The organism is Paenibacillus athensensis, assembly GCF_004514475.2.
In the GTDB taxonomy this organism is placed as follows: domain Bacteria; phylum Bacillota; class Bacilli; order Paenibacillales; family NBRC-103111; genus Paenibacillus_AL; species Paenibacillus_AL athensensis.
In genome coordinates, this window is sequence record NZ_MYFO02000007.1 from 207,978 (window position 1) to 227,153 (window position 19,176).

Genomic DNA, 19,176 nt, shown 5'->3' on the forward strand with positions numbered 1-19,176 from the left:
AAATTTACCCATTTACCCGACATATTCATATTAACTATCAAGCGGTTAATTCTTCTTCCAAAACCGGCAACGTTTCTGTGCCCTCGCCTCCTGTCCGATACAGGGGCAGGGATCGCTCCCAGTCGTATTGATTATATCACATCCCTGTATGCAAAAAAAAGTGCATCGCGCACATTTCCCCGCAGGCCTGGTCTCAACAGAGCTCTGTCTTTACAAAATGGAAGCTCGCCACCTATAATCTTACAAACAGAACTCTGTTTTTGACAAGCTGAGGAGGTCAAGCATGGAACCCAATCTGATGCCCGTCCAGAGCTGGCTGCTCGCGATGGGCTTCCGTCCTGCAGAGGGCAATGCCGCGCTTTGGCACAAGGACTACGACATCCGCGGCTCCTACCGGATCGCAGCGGAGCTAACGGCCGATGGAACGTCGATGGGCCGCATCGATTACGGCCCCGATATCCGGTCCGGACGCAGCACAGCCGGCATAGAGGGACGTAAGGAGCATCTCGTCCAGCTGGAATGCGTAAACCGGCTGCTGGAGACCGGCTACGCTCCGCGGCACATTGAGCTGGCCCCTTACGGACGGAAAAACGCCGACCTCGACATTTGCGTCCGCGACGCCAGCGGCGCGGGCTTTTTGCTGATCGACTGCAGGAGCTGGGGCAAGCCCTATAACCACGCGCTGCAGGCGCTCGTGCAAAATGATTATAAAAAAGATCAGTTGTTCCATTACTACTTATTGGATACGAACGTGCAGTACGTCGTCGTGTATACGTCCGCGCCGGACGGCGATGGCGGCTTGAAATACAATACGGGCATTGTCGCTATGGCCCCGCTCCGCGGGTGCGACGACCCCGGCGAGATGTATGAGCGCTGGGACAAGCTTTTTCAGTCCAAGGGCTTGTTCGGCGAAGACGCCGAGCCTTACCGGGTGCGGTTTACGGGCATTAAACAAGCGGAGCTGAAGCCGCTGGAGCGTGCCGATGTCGAGGAATCGGACGGGACGTTGTTCAACACGTTTGCGGAGATTTTGCGCCGTCACGTGGTCTCGGACAAAAACAATGCGTACAATGTCATTTTCAATCTGATTTTGTGCAAAATTGTCGACGAAGACCACGTACGCCGACCGGACGAAGAGATGGCTTTTCAATGGAAAGCGGACGAAACAGATGAAGACGTGCTGGAGCGGCTGAGCAGGCTCTACCGGACCGGCGTTACGGCCTATCTGGGGATTACGCTGGCAGATTTTGCCGACAGCCTGCTTGACGACGAGTTGCAGCGGGTCGGCGGTGCGTCTTCCGACGCCGCTGCGGGCATCAAAGCCTTGTTTCGCCGCTTCAAGCTGTATAAAAGCCATGAATTCGCCTTCAAGGAAATTCTCGACGAGCGAACGTTCCGCGACAATGCGCGCATCGTCAAAGCGGTCGTGAAGCTGCTGGAACGCTTTCGCTTCAAGGAACCGTCTAAGCTGCCGCTGCTGGGCGATTTTTTCGAACGGCTGCTCAATATCGGGGTTAAGCAGGAGGCCGGACAATTCTTCACGCCGATTCCGATCGCCGCTTATAATTGTATGGCGATTCCGTTCGAAGCCATTGTCGCGCGCAAGATCGCAGCGGGCGAAAGCTCGTTTCTGCCCTACACGATCGATTACGCCTGCGGTAGCGGCCATTTTCTGACCGAAGCGCTGGAACGCATCGGCCGGCTTGTCGAGGCGTGCCGTCCGGAGGAGCTCCAGACGCAGGCGCAACGGGACCGGCTCGCGAAGTGGCGGTCGGCCGACGGCTGGGCGCGGGAGTTTGTGTATGGGATCGAAAAGGATTTTCGCCTCGTCAAAACGTCCAAGGTCGCCTGCTTCCTGCATGGCGACGGCGGAGCGAACGTGCTGTACGCGGACGGGCTTGCCGGCTTCGATTCGCCAACGTTCCATGGACGACTGCGGACGAACGAACCGACGGCTGACCATCCGCGCTTTGACGTGCTGATTGCCAACCCGCCCTACTCAGTGGAAAACTTCAAATATACGATGAAGGACGGGGCGCGCTGCTTCGAGCTGTTCGCGCATGTGACCGACAAGAGCGACAACATCGAATGCCTGTTCATCGAGCGGGCCAAGCAGCTGCTCGTTCCCGGCGGCTTTGCAGCGATCATTTTGCCCAGCTCCCTGCTGCTCAATCAGGGCATTCATCAGAAGGCTCGCGAGCTGCTGCTGAAATATTTCCGCATCGTCGGCATCGTCGAATTCGGCAATCAGACCTTCGCTGCCACGGGACAGCGGACCGTCAACCTGCATCTGGAACGCCGCGCTGACCACGAATGGCGGCAAGCCGCCGAAGCCGCACGCGCCCTGCTCGACACCTTGGCGGGAACGGACGAGGCGCACGCGCAGCTCTCCAGCTTGGACGGGCTGCAAGACATCTATGCCGCTTATTGCGCAGCCGCGCATCCCGACCGCACGCCGGACGCCTGCTTGACGGCCTTGACTGACGAGGCGTCCCGCGAGCGTGAAGCCGTGCGGCTGATGTATTTTATGCTGGCCTGGGATCAGCCGGTCGTTATTGCCCATTCCAGAGAAGGGGACGAGGAGAAGCTGTTTCTCGGCTACGAGCATTCCGACCGCAAAAAGTATGAGGGCATTCATCCTTACCCTCATACCGCGGACAAAAAAATTGTCTCTGTGCTGCACGACGAGCTCCAGGTCGACCATCCGGACAAAATCAGCACGTACATGTACGCCAACTTCCTTCGGCGTCCGCTGCCACCCGTCAGCGAACGGCTGGCCAAGCATCTGCATGTGCGTCCGCTCCATGAGATGCTCGATCTGGCTTCCGAGGACTTCAAGGCGCGCGTATTCATCGACTCGCTGGACAACATGTATACCCGGGTGACCGCATACGAGCTCGTAACGCTGGCGGACAGCTCGGTGGCCGAAGTGCTCGATCATCTGCGCAAGCCGGTGAAAAAATCCAACCGCACGAGCGGCGCGTATCCGTATTACGGCGCTTCCGGCAAAGCCGGACTCATCGACGCCTACCTGTTCGACGAGGATCTCGTGCTGATCGGCGAGGACGGAGCCAAATGGGGCGAATACGAGCATACGGCGTATGCGATTTCCGGCAAATCGTGGGTGAACAACCATGCCCATGTTATCCGCGTCAATAAGGAGCGGCTGCTGGAGGCATATCTGGTCGCCGTGTTCAACCGGCTGGACTTCAGTTATCTGAAGCGGCGCCCCAACGGCGGGAAGCTGCTGAAAAGCGAGCTGACGGCGATCAAGTTTCCGCTGCCGCCGCTGGAGCTTCAGCGCGCCATCGCAGCCGGGATGGACCGCGCTCCGGCAGGCCCGATGCGCTACGAGGCGCTGGACCGCCTGCTTGGCTTGACCGGGACGGAAACGATCCGCGGCTGAGCCAGGATCGGGACTGCAGGACAGTGGCTGCGCTGCCGCGTACAGGGAGAGCGGGCCGGGAAGATAGCAAGCTATAAGAAATCCGCAAGCTGCCGATATGCTACGATAGAACGGTGAAATCCCATATACGGCAGAGAGAGGATGTTTTTGATGGCAAAGCTGATTCCCTTTTTATTTTCCGAGGACGCTCGCGCGCAAGCAGCGTTTTATGCAGAAGCGATTCAAGGCACAGTTCAATCCGTTTCCACGTTTGGCCAGATGCCTGGTACCGACGAGACGCTGAAGGACAAGGTGATGCATCTGTGCCTGAGCTCCAGCGACATTACGATTTTTATGGCCGATGCGATGGATGACCTGACGCGCGGCAGAAACTTCAGCCTCAATCTCGAATTCCCCTCGGCCGCGGAAGGTCAGGCTGCGTTTGACCACTTGTCCACCGACGCCGTCGGCATCCGGCAGCCGCTTGCGCCCGCTCCCTGGGGCGGTCAATACGGCGAGCTGGAGGACAAGTTCGGGGTATCCTGGATGATCACCTGCCCGCAATAGGATCATATCCCTGCGGGCCGCAGCGGAGCGCCATCACGTACGGGCGGCCCGTTGCTGCGGCTGCGGCTTCTGCTGCCCGCATCCGTCTGTCAGCAAGCCCCGGCAACACGAAAGCCTGCACAGCTGCCGCTCCATTGAGCAAGCCGCCGTGCAGGCTTCGTTTCCATTACTGGGTAATATTCAGCCAGTTTAAGTTAAAACCGGCGCCGCTGGCGTATACGCGCAGCGTTTTTTGCCCGGCCGTCAAATAAACAGTCGTGCTGACCGTCTGCCAATTCTGCCAGCCTCCCGTATTCGGCACCGAAGTGGTGGCATATACCGTGGAACCCGAGCGCAGCTGGATTTGGCCTGTCGTCAACGTGCTGGCTACCCGGTATTGCACGTTGTAAGTACCCGACGCCGGTACATTAACCGGGTAGTCCATCCAATCGCCAGCGTCGATCCAGCCTACGTCCTGGCCTCCGCCCGCATCGGTCGTATTTTCCATCTGGATACCGCTCATCGCGCTATAGCCTTCGGCTTCGATGCGGGCCGGCAAATTGACCGTGTTGCTGTGATCGTATACGCGAACGTAGTCGACCGTCATCGCTTGCGGGAATGCCGTGCTGCCGTCCGGATCGCCGTCGAAGTTGCCGCCTACGGCCACATTAAGCAGGAAGTGGAAGCGTTTGTCGAATGGCGCCGGGCTGGGTCCGCCGGAGCTGAACCATTCGCTGGAGCTTCGCGTTTGATACAGGTTGCCGTCCACGTACCAGCGGATTTGGCTAGGGTCCCACTCCACGCTGTATATGTGATATCCCGCGTCCGGCAAAGTATAGCTGCCGCCGATGTATGTCCACGGCGTTCCGAAGTGAATCGTGCCCATCACCGTCAACGGTTGTGAGCCGCGTTGTTCCATAATGTCGATTTCACCGCTCGTCGGCCAGCTGCCGTAAGTCCAATCCGTCGGCAGCATCCAGATCGCCGGCCAGATCCCTTTACCTGTCGGCAGCTTGGCGCGCACCTCGAATTTCCCATAGGTCCAATCGCCTTTCGTTCTCGATACCAGACGCGCCGATGAATACGGCAGGCCGCCAATATTTTCCTTAATCGCCTTGATGACGAGATGACCGGAGCCGTCCAGATAGGCATTGTTCGTGCTGCTGGTGTAGTACTCCTTCTCGTTGTTGCCCCAGCCGCCGCCGCCGAGGTCATAGCCCCACTTGCCCGGATCGGGCGCAGTTCCGCTTGTGCCGCTGAACTCATCGTTCCATACCAGACGCCAGGTGTCCTGGGACGCGGCGGGAGGCGTCGCGCTGCCTGCTGCGTATTGCGCGATGATCCTCGTAAATTCCCAAGGCTGCTGCGGCACGCTGCTGCAGCCGTTTTGGGTGGAACCCGGATCGATAATCGGGCTGCATGGCAGGTCACGGTTGACCACCCAATACGTGAGCCGCTTCAATCCCTTGCTTTTGCCATAATCGGCTATGGCCTGAAAATCGGATACGTATACGTATTCCCCGACATCTGTGCGGCCGTTCATCAGCGACAAGCCGGACATGTCGTAAATTTGTGCATCGCTCAAAGCCGGATAAAGCGTCTTCAACTGCTGGTGGAACGCTTCGGCGATGTTGATCGTCGTCTGGCCCATGCCGGATGCGCCGCCGCCGAAATCAAACGGCATGATCGTCCACGACGTCGGCTTGAAGCCGATGTTGATGGCGGTCTGTACGACCGTTTTGCCGCTGTTCTCAAGACCCGACCAGCCTGCCGGCAGCGTAACCGAAACGTTCAGTGGTTTACCGGCGTTTGCAGCGTTTTGCTGCAAAATTTTGGCAGCTTGCAGCTCGCGGGTGAGCGCAGCGTTATTCGTGATTTCTTCAGTCTCGATATCAAAATCAACAGCCTTCAGGTTGTATTTGTCAATAACCTGCTGATAGGCATTGGCCGTCGACTGCGCGTCGCCGCATACCTGGCCGAGCTTTGTGCCCGCTGCACCGCCGAAGGAAACGACGACGTCGCCGCCCTTGGAGCGGATCAGGTTGATCGCCGCCTGATTCGTCGTATCGCTGTTGATCGCGCTCCAGCCGTTCCAGGCTGCAGAACAGGCATTACCGTTAGCCAGAATAAAGGCAATGGTAAACGCTTTGACGCTGGTCGCATCCATAACCGTACCCAGATTTACGCTGCTGTCCGGCATGACATACGGAGCTGCGTTCAGCGGATCGAACATACCTGGCGGCGTCGCCGTAGGCGCTGGTGTTGGTGTAGACGCCGTGGCAAAATTCAGCCAGTTGAGGTTAAAGCCCGTTGCAGACACGAACAACCGCAGCGTCTGACTGCCCGCAGGCAGGCTGACCGAAGTATTAACGGTCGTCCAGTTCTGCCAGCCGCCGGTATTCGGCACAGTCACTGTCGCCAGCACGCTTCCATTACTGCTGCGAAGCTGCAACTGACTCGTCGCCGTCGTACTGGCTACCCGAAACGCAACCGGGTACGTGCCAGCGCTCGCTACGTATACGTTATAGTCCAGCCAGTCGCCGGTATCGGTCCAGCCCACATTCAAGCCGCCGCCGGTATCCGATGTCGATTCGGTCTGAATACCGCTCATGGCCGTGTAGCTCTCTGCTTCGAGTTTACCGGGAATCATAATCCCGCCGGGCGTTGACGTTGGTGTTGCTGTTGGAGTCGGGGTCGGAGTCGGCGTTGGTGTTGGCGAGACCGGCGGAGTCGGCGTCGCGTCGTTAAACGTTACCTGCAAGCTGTCCAGATTGACATTGGCGGAATCCGTCGCATCGTATTGATACTTGACCGTATTGCTGCCTGCTTGTAAGGTCACCGTATCTGCAACAGTCGCCCACGAATCCCAATTGGCAAGATTGGCAAGCGTCGTTTGCTTGATCTTCACGCCATTGACATATAGGCTGAGCGTCCTCGCGCCGCCCATCGAGTTGGCATAACGCAGCACAAGGCTGTAAGGCGCCGTTACCGAGGTGTTGACCGTAAACGTCGTAGCCGCGCCCTGCGTCCAGTATCCGTCTACAAATCCGCTGCCCGTATATCCGGTGTGGTCCGTGTTCACCTTCGCTCCGCCCGATAAGGCGGCCGATTCAGCCTGATACGTACCGCCGGATGGCGTTGACGTCGGGGTTGGGGTTGGCGTAGGCGTAGGCGTAGGCGTTGACGTCGACGTGTTATAGACCTCCAGCTCCGAGATTTGTCCGGCCGGCCAGCCCGTATTGGCGGTCACGTTGATTTTCACATAACGCACGCTGGCGTTGACGAAGTTGATCGTCACCGTATTGCTGCTGCCGTCGAACGTATACGTTTGCGACGCAGCAAGCGTCGTATAGCTCGAATCGTTGGTGCTGCCTTGTACCGATAGCGTCTGATTGCGCGTACCCCAGCCGGCAGGCAGCTTCAGGACCACCTGATTGACGGTATTTACGCTGCCCAAGTCCACGCGTACCCATTGCGGAAACGCATTGTTGACGCTCTCCCAATACGTGCCCTGATTGCCGTCCGTTGTATTTCCGGAACCATAAACGTCGGCATGACCGCTCTCTGTCGTCGCCTTGCCTGCGGCCAGATTGGTGGCCGCGCTTACTTCATGCGGAATGAGCGTTAGCTGCATCACAAACAGCAATAAAGCCATAAGGCCAAAAACAACCGGATTTTGTTGATAGAACCTGTTCCTGCGTATCATTCACGAACCTCCTTGAAATTTGAATTTATCAGCCTGAGCTGCCCTACTGCGGGTTGAACCCGCCGATCCCTCCTCCTTTCTCGTTGTTCCGCTTGCGTCAAGCAAGCCCTCACTGGCCACCCCCCTGCGCATCGATCACCATCCTAAAATGTAATCGTTTTCATTTTATTGTAGACCTCCACTCCTCCGAACTCGATGGAAAGTATTATGATTTTCGTACGCAATATTACGCTTTCGCGCCCTTCCCGCGAAGCGGACGCTGCACAACGCAAAAAGCCTGCTGATCGTCGATCAACAGGCTTGTCTTGTTGCAGCAGCTCCCGCACCGCAGGCGGGAGGGCTTCAGCCGGGCTGTCCGGCGCGCACGGGTTTGACCGCCGCCGAACGGCTGGCACCGCGCTCAAGGCGTCGCACGCCCGCAGCAACGGCAGCGTCCCGGAGCCCTGCCCGACGCGGCGTCTCCGCCCGTCAGCCCTTCACCGAGCCGGCGGTAATCCCCTCGACGATCCGGTTGCTCAAGGCGAAAAACGCCGCCAGAATCGGCAACATGCTGATCATCAGCGTCGCGCCGATCGCTCCCCAATCGGTTGTATACTGCCCGATAAAGTTTTGAATACCCACCGTAATCGTCTTGCGCTCGTCCGAGCTGATGAACGTATTGATGAACACAAATTCGTTCCAGTTATAAATCATATTGATAATGACCACCGTTGCCAGCACCGAAGCGGTCATCGGCAAAATAATTTGCACAAACAGCCGGTTCACCGAACAGCCGTCCATAATCGCCGCTTCTTCTACCTCGCGCGGTAGCGTGTAGTAGAAGCCGAGCAAAATCATGATCGTCAGCGGCAGATTAAACGCCGTGTACGTCAGAATGATCGACAGCGGATGATCAGTCAGATGCGCTTTCAGGAACATTTGAAACAACGGAATGAGCGTGGAATGCACCGGAATCATCAGGCCGACCATGAACAGGCCGAGCACCGGCTTTTTCCAGCCCCACGACAGCCGCGTCAGCGCAAACGTCACCAGACTGCCCAGTACAACGGTGCATGCAACGGCAGCGAACGTCATCCAGACGCTGTTCCAGAAATACAAGCTGATGTTGCCTTCCGTCCACACCTTGGCGTAGTTCTCCCAACGCGGATGGGCCGGTAGCGCAAAGGGCGATAGATTGAAGACTTCCTGGTTATTTTTCAGTGAAAACAGCAGCAGCCAAACCAGCGGAAAAATTTGCACCACGGCGACGGCGATCAGCACGGCGTAAAGTACGATGCGGCCGATACGTTGCGGCAAGCTGCGCTCGGACGGCCAAGCCGTAAGCGTTGCGGCGGCTGTCGATGCGCCTGCGGATTCTGTCATGCCGGTTCCTCCTTTTTTCTCATGAATATTGCACTTCTTCGCCCGAAGCTGTCAGCTTGCGGATCAGCCAGGTCACGATCAGACAGGTCAGCAGCAGGAAAAATCCAATCGCGCTGCCATAGCCGAAATCAAAGCTGCGGAACGCCTGATGGTACATGTACGAAGCCATGACCTCGCTCGCGCCGTTGGGTCCCCCGTCGGTCATCACGTAAATCAGGTCAAAATATTTCAGCGAGCCGACGATGGCGAGTACAATCGTCACCTTGATGACGCTGGCAATCAGCGGCAGCTTGATGCGCAAAGCCACCTGCCACGGCGTCGCGCCGTCGATGCGCGCGGCTTCGATCAGCGAGGACGGGATGTTCGTCAGCGCGGCGTAGTAGATAAGGATATAAAAGCCCGCGTATTGCCAAATAATTGGCACGAACAACGCGAACAGCACAATCGAGGTTTCCGACAGCCAACCAATCGGCTCCTTCATGCCAAACGATTGCAGAATGACGTTCAGCATCCCGTTGGAGGGATGGTACATTTTCAGCCATAGCTGGGCAATCGCCACCGAGGACAGCAGCATCGGCACCAGGTAAATTTTGCGCAGCAGGTTCGCGCCCTTAATGCGGCCGGACAACACCATTGCGACGGCCAGATAGCCGATCAGGCTAATGGTGGAGAAAACGGCCAGCAGGAAGGAATGGCCCGCGCTTTTCCAGAACAGCGCATCCTTGACCAGCCGGCTGTAGTTGTCCAGACCGATGAAGGTCATGGCCCCGATGCCATCCCATTTCATCAGGCCGTAATAGCCGGTCAAGACAATCGGCACATAGATGAGCACCAGCACGAGCAACAGCGCAGGCAGGACATACAGCGCGATGATTCTTTTATCGGACATGACTTTATCCACAAGCGTACAGCTCCTTTCCCCAAGCGGACAATGCAAAGGGGCATACCGCGGTGTGCCGGGATACGCCCCTTCTGCGTTCTGGTTGATTACTTGCCGGATTCCTGCTTCAGCGCCTCTTCATGCTTCTTGGCGAATTCCTCCGGCTTCACTTCGCCGCCGAACAACGCCTGAATCATGTTCAGATGCACTTGCGCTACCGCCGGACTCATTTGTACGTCGGCAAACAGCGTAATGTTGCTGGCTTTGCCCAGCTCGTTCAGCACATCAATGTACATTTGCGGGAGGTTGATTTTGGACGTGTCGACCTTGGTCGCCGGAATGACGCCCGCTTGCGTCACCGACTCTTCGCCCCAACGCTTCGCAAAATATTTCACGAATTTCTTCGCTTCGTCCTTCACCTTGGAGTTCTCGGCCACGAACAAGCCTACGCCCGGTCCGCCGACCCAGCTGTCGACATTGCCTTTGCCGCCGTCGATGGTCGGGAATTTGAAGAAGCCGATGCTGTCGCGGAACTCCTTCGGAACGGATTCATTCGTCGTATAGTTCGGCAGCTCCCAAGTACCCATCATGTACATTGCGGCTTTGCCGTTCATGAATTCGGATTTGCCTTCGTCGTTGGACAGGCCGTTGAACCCTTTGTTGAAGGCGTTCATCTTCACGAGGTTCTGCACCTCTTCAGCCGCTTTCACGAGGCTTGGATCCTCAAAGCTGCCCCTGCGGTCAATCGCTTTTTTCAGCGTTTCCGGTCCGCCCAGACGGTCGGCCAGGTACATATACCACAGCGAGCCAGTCCAGCGGTCTTTGTTGCCGAGCGCTGCTGGAGCTACGCCGTTATCGGCCAGCGTTTTGACGATTTGCTTGAGCTCGTCGTACGTTTTTGGCGGCGTGAGATTATATTTGGCGAAAATCGCTTTGTTGTAGTAAACAGGCGTGATGTTCAGCTCCAGCGGCAGCGCGTAGGTTTTGCCCCCGACCGCGTACGCTTCCGTCGTCCCGGAAACGAACGAATCCTTGAAGCCGTCGCCGAGAACATCGTCCAGCGGTGCGAACAGGTTGCCTTTGACGTAAGGCTCCAGGAAGCCGGCCGCCCACGTCATGCCCACATCCGGCAGCTCGTTGGAGGCGGAGATGACCTTCAGCTTGTTTTTATACTGCTCGTTGTCAAGGATCTCCTGTTTGATCGTGACGTTCGGATTCGCTTTCTGATATTCGTCGATGATTTGGTTGACAATCATGTTATGCTGCTTCGAGCTGCCCGCAGGCCACAGATGCATCAGCTTGATCGTCATTTTCTCGCCGGAGCTGGCCGGCTGGTCGGTGCTTGCCGCCGCCGTAGGCTGCGCGCTGGCTTGAGCGCCGTTATCGGTGCTTCCCGCATTTTGCGTCGACCCGCAGCCCGTCAGAGCCAGCATGGTCGCAAGCAGCGCCGCCGGAGCGAGCGTCAATGTTTTTTTCACCACTTCAATTCCCCCTGTTCATCTGTTCAAGATAACGTTTACAACATTTATGATAGCGCTTTATCGGGGGTTGAATAAGGTAACGGCGTTTAGGGAAAAGTCTACTTTTTTTAGATCGCGTGATCAGATCGTACCGTCGGGGGACATCAGCTTGCGGAATTGGCTCGGGGTCATACCTTCGTATTCCTTGAACAGCGTGGTAAAATATTTGACCGTCTGGTAGCCGGCCTCCTCGGCAATCGCCGACACCGGCATCGCAGTGTTCAGCAGCAGATGCTTGGCACGCTGCACGCGGCTTCGCGTCACATATTCGCTGAAGGTCAGATTCGTTTTCTCCTTGAACAGCGAGCTGAAATAGCTCGGATTCAAATGCACCTGCTCCGCTACCTCGCGCAAACCGATCGGCTCGCGCAGATGAAGCTCGATGTAGCGCATCGCTTCCTTGATCGGCTGCGGGATCAGATGATCCTCCTGCCGCATGTCGGCCAAGCGGTTGTCCACCACCCGGTCGAGCCGGTCGACGCGCCGCCGTTCCTCGTCTATGGCGAGCGCCTGCTCCACGGCCTCGATCAGCTTGGCCTTGGCCACCGGCTTGAGCAAATAATTGACGACGCCCAGACGGATCGCTTCCTGTGCGTAATCAAACTCCGAGTAGCCCGACAGCAAAATGACGGCCGGCAGGCCGCCTTGCTCCTTCGCGGCTCTGATCATCTGCAAGCCGGTCATCTCCGGCATGCGAATATCGGAAATCAATACGTTTACCGGCTTGTTGGCCAGCAGCGCCAGCGCTTCGTCCCCGTCAGCCGCTATCTCCACTTCATACTTGCCGCCGGCCCAGGCATCGAGCATCTTCTTGAGCCCTTGCCGGGTGCGCGGCTCGTCGTCCACGATCAAGATCGTTCCTGCTTGCAACATCACTTTCTCATCCTCCCCCCGGAATATCAAAGCATATACAGGTGCCCTTGCCCCGCTCGCTTTGCAGCGTCAAACCGCCGCCGCCGTCGGGATACGCCAGCCGCAGCCGCTGATTGACGTTGGCGATGGCCAGCCCGGTTCCCGAGCCCATCGGCACACCGCCGCCCTCCAGCGAACGGGTCACGCGCTGCATCGTCGCTTCATCCATGCCGACGCCATCGTCGCAAACGGCAATCGTCCAGCCCCCGGCTTCTTCGGAAGGGCCAATCGTAATGCTCACCGAGCCCGGCCCCTTCTTGTTGCCAAGCCCGTGCAGCAGAGCGTTCTCCACCAGCGGCTGGATTAGCAACTTGGGCAGGCGGACCTGCTCCGCGCCGGGGCTTGTCTCGATGCGCCAGGTGAGCCGCTCGCCGAACCGCAGCTTCATCAGCTGCAAATAGCGCTCGACATGCTCCAGCTCAGCGCTGGCCGCCACCCATTCGTCCTTGCTTGAGCCGCCGATTGTATAGCGAAACAGCTCGGACATCGCCACGACCAGCTCGGCCAGCTCCTCTTCGTCCTTCTCCTGCAGCGACCAATACAACGCCTCCAGCGTGTTGTACAAAAAATGCGGATTGATCTGCGCCTGCAGCGCCTTCAGCTCGGCGCGACTGCGGACCAGCTCCTTTTCATAAATAACCTCGATCAAATGATTGATATTATCGACCATCTCGTTGTACGTGCGCGTCAGCTCGTTAATCTCGGCCGTAGATTGAATGGCCGGGCTGGGCTTGAGCTCGCCGAGCCGGGCGCTGCGCATCGTTTTGATTAGCCGCAAAATCGGCCTCGTCATCATAGTAGACAGCAGCAGCGAGGAAATCAGCACGATCAGGAAGCCGACGCCGCCCGAAGCGACAATGGCCGTGCGCAGCACGCTGATGCCTTCGGTCAGAGCGCTGACCGGGGAGAGAATGACAAGCGTCCAGCCGGTCGCTTCCGAGGTCATTTTGACAGCGATATAATCCTGGCCGTTAATGGCGACCTGCTGCTGGCGGTCGTTGAGAATCGCGTCGACGTCGCCTGCGTAGTTTGACGCGATGGGGGTGCCGCTTTTGTCGACGAGCATCATGTATTCCGGCTCACCGGCAGCGTTACCCGGCACCTCCAGATTGAAATAGCTGCGATTAATGCGAATCAAGAGATAGCCGCCGCCGGAAAACCAGCGGTCCATCAGCCGTACCTGGCGCACCGCCAACAAATAGGACGGGTCGCGCGTATCCTCGCCGATCCAGACCATGCGCCCCTGCGCCCGGTCGGCCTGCTCCAGCCAGAGCGGACCGATGCGGCCGAGCAGCGTAATCGCATCGTTCGGAAACAGCCGCAAATAATCGTTCGTGTACAGGTCGAAGGCGCTGATACCGTCGGAATACACCTGAAAGGCGCTGACATTCTGCATTAACGCCTGTCGTTCGTTAAAGGTGGCCGGGCGTCCCTCGACGACCTGCAGTAATAGCTGCTGCACCTCGCTATTCGTCGCCACCTGGTTGGATAGCGTATCGATTTGCCGATAAAGCGTTTCCAAGCGTCCGGTCGCTTCGACCGCCGTTTGCCGGATCTGCTTTTCCGCATTGTTGGTGATCAGTCTGGAAACGAGATTAAACGTCATCAGTCCGACCAAGGTCAGCACAATCGCCATCACGACGACAAACACGACGAGAATCTGATTGCGCAGCGTATTCCATCTGCTCCAGTAGGTTCGCAACTCGTCCATCCTCTCCCTGTTCGGCCGCCCGCCTGCCGCTTGATTCCGCTGCTTGGATGCGAAGGCTCGCGGATTGATGCCGGTCGCGGGCATCGGCGGTTCGACGCCGACGTCCGCAGTCAGTCGCGTTCATCGGCAGACCGGACGCAGTTCGCCGTGAACGCTCACAGCTTGACGCGCTGCTTCGATGTATCGACAAGCACCGTTGGCGGGGCAGCCCCGTTGACTTTTGACTATTATAGCACGCGCGTTCAAAAGTGAAAGAGCGGAATATATAAGCAGATGTCGTGGGGGACTTGAAAATGAACCTCATGTCATTAATAATAATGACATGAGGTTCATTTATTTGGACAAGCATAATAGAAACTTGAAGGGCTGGTGGGACTGATGTCGCCCAAGGTAACCGAGGAGCACAAGGAGCAGCGGAGAAAACAAATACTCGCGGCGGCTGAGCGTGTATTTATCCGGACCGGCTACGAGCCGGCTACATTGAAGGATATTGTGGAGGAAGCCGCAATGAGCCGCGGCTGGATTTACCTGTATTTTCAGTCCAAAGAGGAGATTTTCGAAGCGCTGGCGGAGCAGTATGACCGGGAAGCCAATCGCGCGCTGGAAACCTTGCTCACCCAGCCGCTTTCCGTCTGGGAAATGCTCGAAGCGATGCTCACCGGCCAGAAAGCCGATCTCGCCGGCGTCGACACGGGCCTGCAGCCGGTGTTCCATGAATATTTCCTCACCGGCTGGCGCGACGCCGGGCGACGGCGCAGGCTCGTCCAGCGCTACGCGCAAGGCGTGGCCCGTTTCGTCCGGCTGCTGGAGGCCGGAGCCGAGCGTGGCGAATTCGCGCCGAGCTTGCCGCTGGAGCTGATCGCGCAAATCGCTGCCTCGCATATCGAGGGCATTATGACGCACGCGCTGGCGCTTGGCGCGCAGCAAGCTGCGGCAGCGGAGCAAATCGACGCGTTAACGGCCTATTTGAAGTCGTTATTGAACGTTCAAACGGCTGAAAAAGCCGAATAAAGAGAGAAAAAGAGGGAGGAAGCCCGTGATTAAGCTGCCAGTCGGCGCGTAAAACGGCGGACAGACCAATCGGAGTCCAGCAAAAACAGCAAAGAGGCCAACCCTCGACGGGCGGCCTCTTTCTTTGCGTGATCCGCGCGCAGCAGCAAAGCCTGGCTTACTGTCCGGCAAGATCGCGGCGTGGGCGCTACAGTCCGGCATCAGCGGTCGAGCCTGCCGCCCGGCTGCTGCTGTCCGTTCTTCACTCCGCCGTCAGCCGGATCGTCAGCGCGCCCAGCTTGTCGATCTCGACCGTCACGACATCGCCCGGCTTCAAGTATTGCTGCCGCTCCACGGGATAGCCGAGCATGACGCCCTCCGGCGTGCCGGTCAAAATCACATCGCCCGGCTCCAGCGTCATGTAGCTGGAAATGTAGCTGACAATCTCATCGCAGGCAAAAATCATATCCGCTGTGTTCGACTGCTGCCGCACCTCGCCGTTCACCGTACAGCGGATGCCAAGCGCATTCGGGTCGCCTGTCTCGTCGGCTGTCACCAGATAAGGTCCGAGCGGAGCAAAGCCGTCGAGCGATTTGCCGAGCAGCCATTGCGGCGTTCGGATCTGCAGCTCGCGCGCCGACAGGTCGTTCGCGCAGCAATATCCGAATACGTAATCGAGTGCCTCGTCCTTGGCGACGTATTTCGCCGTCCGTCCAATGACAATCGCCAGCTCGGCCTCGTAATCGACCTTTTGCGTGACCGGAGGCAGCGCCACCTCGCTGCCATGCGCAGCCAATGCATTGTTGAACTTGTTGAACAAGATCGGATAGGCCGGAATCGCGGCTTGCGTCTCCTCGGCATGCTTGCGGTAATTCAAGCCGACGCAAATGATTTTGCCGGGCCGCGGCACACACGGGCCAAATGCCACCGCTGTCTCGTCAAGCAGGTAGGGGCAATCGCCGTCTGTCGGCAGCTCGGCCAAATAACGCTCCAGCGCCTGCACCGCTTCACGGCCGCCTACGATAACCTCGCCAACGCCGGCAGCAAGCGGTTCTCGCGGCGGATAAGCGGCCGCCGCCTGCGCCACATCGATAATCCCTTGATCCGTCTTGATCCCAAGACGGGAATTCCCGTTGATTTGAATATGTACCAGCTTCACAATATGCTGCTCCTTTCCGTAATGGCCTGCATCGGTGCGCAGGTCTGGCAGCCGCCCGCCGTATAGCTTGCTTCCACACCGTGCTGAATTGCCGGTTGGCCCGAAGCCGCTGTACAGCCTGCGCGACGCTCCGGGAATCGCACACGGAGCGCGAGCGCGTGATCGGCTTCTTCAAACGTCCGGCTGCCGACGGACGTTAACCGCTGGCGGGGGCTGGCTGCCGCAGCCGGCCCGCCGCTCGCGGTGGAGGACGCCCCAATCGTACATGACGTCGAATACGGGCTCAAGCGTCCGGCCGTAAGCCGTCATCTCGTATTCGACGCGCGGCGGCGTCTCCGGGTACACCGTCCGGGCGATCAGCCCGTCCTCTTCCAGCTCGCGCAGCTGCTGGGTGAGCATTTTTTGCGAGATGCCCGGAATGCGCCGCCGCAGCTCGTTGTACCGTCGCCCGCCTTCATGCACATGCCACAAAATCAACATTTTCCACTTGCCGCCAATCGCCTGCATGGTCGTCCACACGTGCACGTAACAATCGATATCGGCTTCGTTAAAGCCCTCATGCACCTCAAACCGTTCCGCCTGTTCCCGCTCCACCTTGACCGCCTCCCTTGCCTGTCCGGCATGACTTTGCGTCGGCTGCAGCTTCACGCTTGCAGTCTGCACGCAGCTTCCCCTGCCAGCCCATCCTTCCGATGCGGGACGAACGAACTCTGGCGCTCCCGCCCGGCGCTCAGCAACGCCTCCCTTCGTCCACAAGCCGCGCTTGACGCCTCTAGTTGTATACTACCATAAAACGTCCAGCCCTTTGCATTTCCTACCCGAAAGTAACCAAGGGACATAAAAGTGCCTGCTTGCGCCCGGTCGAACGCAGGAGTACAGTAAAGACACGAAACGGAAGGGGATGGAAGTTATGAGCAGCAACCGTACATTTGCGGGAAAATCAATCATCGTCACGGGCGCTTCGCGCGGTATCGGCAGCGCGATCGCCAAAGCGTTCGCAGCCCAAGGCGGGCGCGTCGTCGTCAACTACGCCGGCAGCCGCAGCCAAGCCGAGGCCGTTGTCGCGGACATCCGCAGCACGGGCGGAGAAGCAATCGCTGTGCAAGCCGATTTGCGCAGCACGGCCGATATCGCCAGATTGATCGGCGAAACGCGGGAGGCGTTCGGTGCCATCGACGTGCTGGTCAACAACGCCGGCGCGATCTTCACCAAGCCGATTGCTCAAATCGACGAGCAGGAGTTTGACGATTTGTTTGCGGTGAACGTCAAGGGGACTTTTTTCGCGATCAAAGAAGCGCTGCCGCACATGCGCGACAACGGGCGCATTATCAATTTCTCGACCTCGGTGACAGGCTCGATGTTCCCCGGCTACAGCGCCTATGCCGGCACCAAGGGGGCCGTGGAGCAATTCACCCGCCAACTCGCCAAGGAGCTGGGGCCGCGGGGCGTCACGATCAACGCCATCGCGCCGGGCCCGGTGGATACCGAGCTGTTCCGCGCAGGCAAAACCGAGCAGCAAATCCAAGGCATCGTCAGCATGAACGCCTTCGGGCGCTTGGGTCAGCCGGACGATATCGTCGGCATGGCGCTGTTCCTCGCCAGTGAGGAAGCGCGCTGGATCACGGGACAAACCGTGCGCGTCAACGGCGGGTATGTGTAACCGGCTTGCTCCGTTCGAATAAAGCACGCGAAAGCCGCACGTCGGAGCCTCCGGCGTACGGCTTTTTGCTTGTCTGTTGCGGCCATGCCTTACCCATCGCCGGCCTCCCGGCGGCTTCGCTGAACGCTGCCGCTACCCGGCAGCGGCTAATGCCAAGCCCGGCTGCCGATCCTGTGCGGCAGGCACAGCCCGGGTGCGCAGCGCCTTTTTTACACAACGGTCACATTGCTCAAGTCAGCCTTGTAGCTTTTCAGCAGCGCATACGTCGCTTTGTCCATCGTCGCCCCGTCGAAAATCGTCTTTTTCACATCCGTTTTGAACGATACGTGCTGAAAAAACGCGCCGCGGAACGACGTCTTGCGCAAGCCGCTGTAATCGAACACCGCGCCAACGAACCGCTGGCCGTCAAAGCTCACGCCCCCCAGCTCCGAGAACCGGAACAGCGTGCCGTCGAACAGACAATCCTTGAAAATCGCGCCCTTGAAATTCGATTTCACCAGCTGCGCCCGGGTCAAATTCGCGCAATGAAAAATCGTCCGCTCCATATTGCTGCACTTGAACGAGCTGTTCGTCAGGTCGGAAAAGCTGAAATCCGAGCCTTGCAGGTTGGCGTAATTAAACTTGCCGTCGTGAACGGCGATTTCCTTGAAATCGGAATTTTGCAGATTGCTTTTGGAAAAATCCATCCCGACGATCTGCTGCAGCTGTCGCGTCTGTGCCGTAATGTTCTCCACCAGCTCGGAAATGTCGCCGATCGAATCAATCGTCATATGAAACGCCTCCTCTTCGCTATGGCCATTCGTCTGCAAATCCGTCAGCCGCTCCCGCAGGTCGTATAGCAGCTCCTCCTTGAGATCCCGGATCTGGCTCAGCTCCCCGTAGGGAGCAAAAACCTCGTTCAAATACGCCTCCAGCTTCCCGCTCATGCGTTCCCCGCCCTTCTAAATTAATGCATCCAAAATCCGTTTGGCATGCTCCCAATTCATCTTGTTATCGGCATGGGCCAGCTTGCCCTTGGCCGTAATGCTGTAATATTTACGTCGTCCGCCTTGCGTTTCGTCGCCCCAATAGGAGGTGATGCTCCCCTCCTGCTCCAGACGCTTGAGGCTGGAATACATCGTCGCTTCCTTGAGCTCGTAATGGCCCTGCGAATCGGCGTGCACGCGTTTGCAGATTTCGTAGCCGTATTTGTCGCCTGACAGCAGCAGCTTCAAAATAATCGTATCCGTGTGCCCGCGCAGCAGGTCGGATGACATGCGTATAGGCTCCAAAAGCTCACCTCCTGAAGTAAATGATACAGCGAGGTACTATGACAGTCAAGGTATTACAACGGAAATAATACACG

14 protein-coding genes are annotated in these 19,176 nt (G+C 58.0%); 4 read left to right on the forward strand and 10 right to left on the reverse strand.

Annotated elements, in window-relative coordinates:
- The first annotated feature begins 283 nt into the window (after positions 1-283).
- Positions 284-3,406 carry an N-6 DNA methylase gene (locus B5M42_RS14960; protein WP_134749941.1) on the forward strand — a complete coding sequence of 1,041 codons (3,123 nt, stop codon included), beginning with the start codon at positions 284-286 and terminating at the stop codon, positions 3,404-3,406.
- Between the two features lie 150 nt (positions 3,407-3,556).
- Positions 3,557-3,952, forward strand: coding sequence for a VOC family protein (locus B5M42_RS14965; protein WP_134749943.1), 396 nt, complete (start codon positions 3,557-3,559; stop codon positions 3,950-3,952).
- A gap of 166 nt (positions 3,953-4,118) precedes the next feature.
- On the opposite strand, the gene B5M42_RS14970 is transcribed toward B5M42_RS14965, so the two are convergent.
- The 6 genes from B5M42_RS14970 to B5M42_RS14995 all read right to left on the reverse strand — a co-directional run bounded on the left by B5M42_RS14970 (position 4,119) and on the right by B5M42_RS14995 (position 14,022).
- On the reverse strand, positions 4,119-7,637 hold the full coding sequence (locus B5M42_RS14970; protein WP_134749945.1) for a carbohydrate-binding protein: 3,519 nt from the start codon (positions 7,635-7,637) through the stop codon (positions 4,119-4,121).
- 468 nt (positions 7,638-8,105) lie between these two features.
- On the reverse strand, positions 8,106-8,999 hold the full coding sequence (locus tag B5M42_RS14975; protein WP_134749947.1) for a carbohydrate ABC transporter permease: 894 nt from the start codon (positions 8,997-8,999) through the stop codon (positions 8,106-8,108).
- Between the two features lie 19 nt (positions 9,000-9,018).
- Positions 9,019-9,900, reverse strand: coding sequence for a carbohydrate ABC transporter permease (locus B5M42_RS14980; protein ID WP_134749949.1), 882 nt, complete (start codon positions 9,898-9,900; stop codon positions 9,019-9,021).
- Between the two features lie 86 nt (positions 9,901-9,986).
- Entirely contained in the window at positions 9,987-11,360 is a 1,374-nt protein-coding gene (locus tag B5M42_RS14985; protein WP_230632922.1) for an extracellular solute-binding protein, read from the reverse strand.
- Between the two features lie 120 nt (positions 11,361-11,480).
- Positions 11,481-12,272, reverse strand: a complete 792-nt coding sequence (locus B5M42_RS14990) for a response regulator transcription factor (RefSeq protein ID WP_134750055.1) — start codon at positions 12,270-12,272, stop codon at positions 11,481-11,483.
- 7 nt (positions 12,273-12,279) lie between these two features.
- A complete protein-coding gene (locus B5M42_RS14995; RefSeq protein WP_134749951.1) occupies positions 12,280-14,022 on the reverse strand; it encodes a sensor histidine kinase in 1,743 nt (580 codons plus the stop codon).
- Between the two features lie 378 nt (positions 14,023-14,400).
- Here B5M42_RS14995 and B5M42_RS15000 point away from each other — a divergent pair, with 378 nt between their 5' ends.
- Positions 14,401-15,033, forward strand: coding sequence for a TetR family transcriptional regulator (locus B5M42_RS15000; protein ID WP_134749953.1), 633 nt, complete (start codon positions 14,401-14,403; stop codon positions 15,031-15,033).
- A 241-nt stretch (positions 15,034-15,274) separates the two neighbouring features.
- Here B5M42_RS15000 and B5M42_RS15005 read toward each other — a convergent pair whose 3' ends face one another.
- Positions 15,275-16,171, reverse strand: a complete 897-nt coding sequence (locus B5M42_RS15005; protein WP_134749955.1) for a fumarylacetoacetate hydrolase family protein — start codon at positions 16,169-16,171, stop codon at positions 15,275-15,277.
- Between the two features lie 171 nt (positions 16,172-16,342).
- Positions 16,343-16,834, reverse strand: a complete 492-nt coding sequence (locus tag B5M42_RS15010; protein ID WP_329959320.1) for a winged helix-turn-helix transcriptional regulator — start codon at positions 16,832-16,834, stop codon at positions 16,343-16,345.
- Between the two features lie 247 nt (positions 16,835-17,081).
- Here B5M42_RS15010 and B5M42_RS15015 point away from each other — a divergent pair, with 247 nt between their 5' ends.
- Positions 17,082-17,831 (forward strand): SDR family oxidoreductase, encoded by a 750-nt coding sequence (locus B5M42_RS15015; RefSeq protein WP_134749957.1) that lies wholly within the window; start codon positions 17,082-17,084, stop codon positions 17,829-17,831.
- A 209-nt stretch (positions 17,832-18,040) separates the two neighbouring features.
- Here the strand turns inward: B5M42_RS15015 and B5M42_RS15020 are convergent, their stop codons facing one another.
- A complete protein-coding gene (locus tag B5M42_RS15020) occupies positions 18,041-18,757 on the reverse strand; it encodes a pentapeptide repeat-containing protein (protein WP_134749959.1) in 717 nt (238 codons plus the stop codon).
- Positions 18,758-18,772: 15 nt separating this feature from the next.
- Positions 18,773-19,087: a PadR family transcriptional regulator gene (locus tag B5M42_RS15025; protein ID WP_407946125.1), complete on the reverse strand. Its 315-nt coding sequence runs from the start codon at positions 19,085-19,087 to the stop codon at positions 18,773-18,775.
- Between the last annotated feature and the right edge of the window lie 89 nt (positions 19,088-19,176).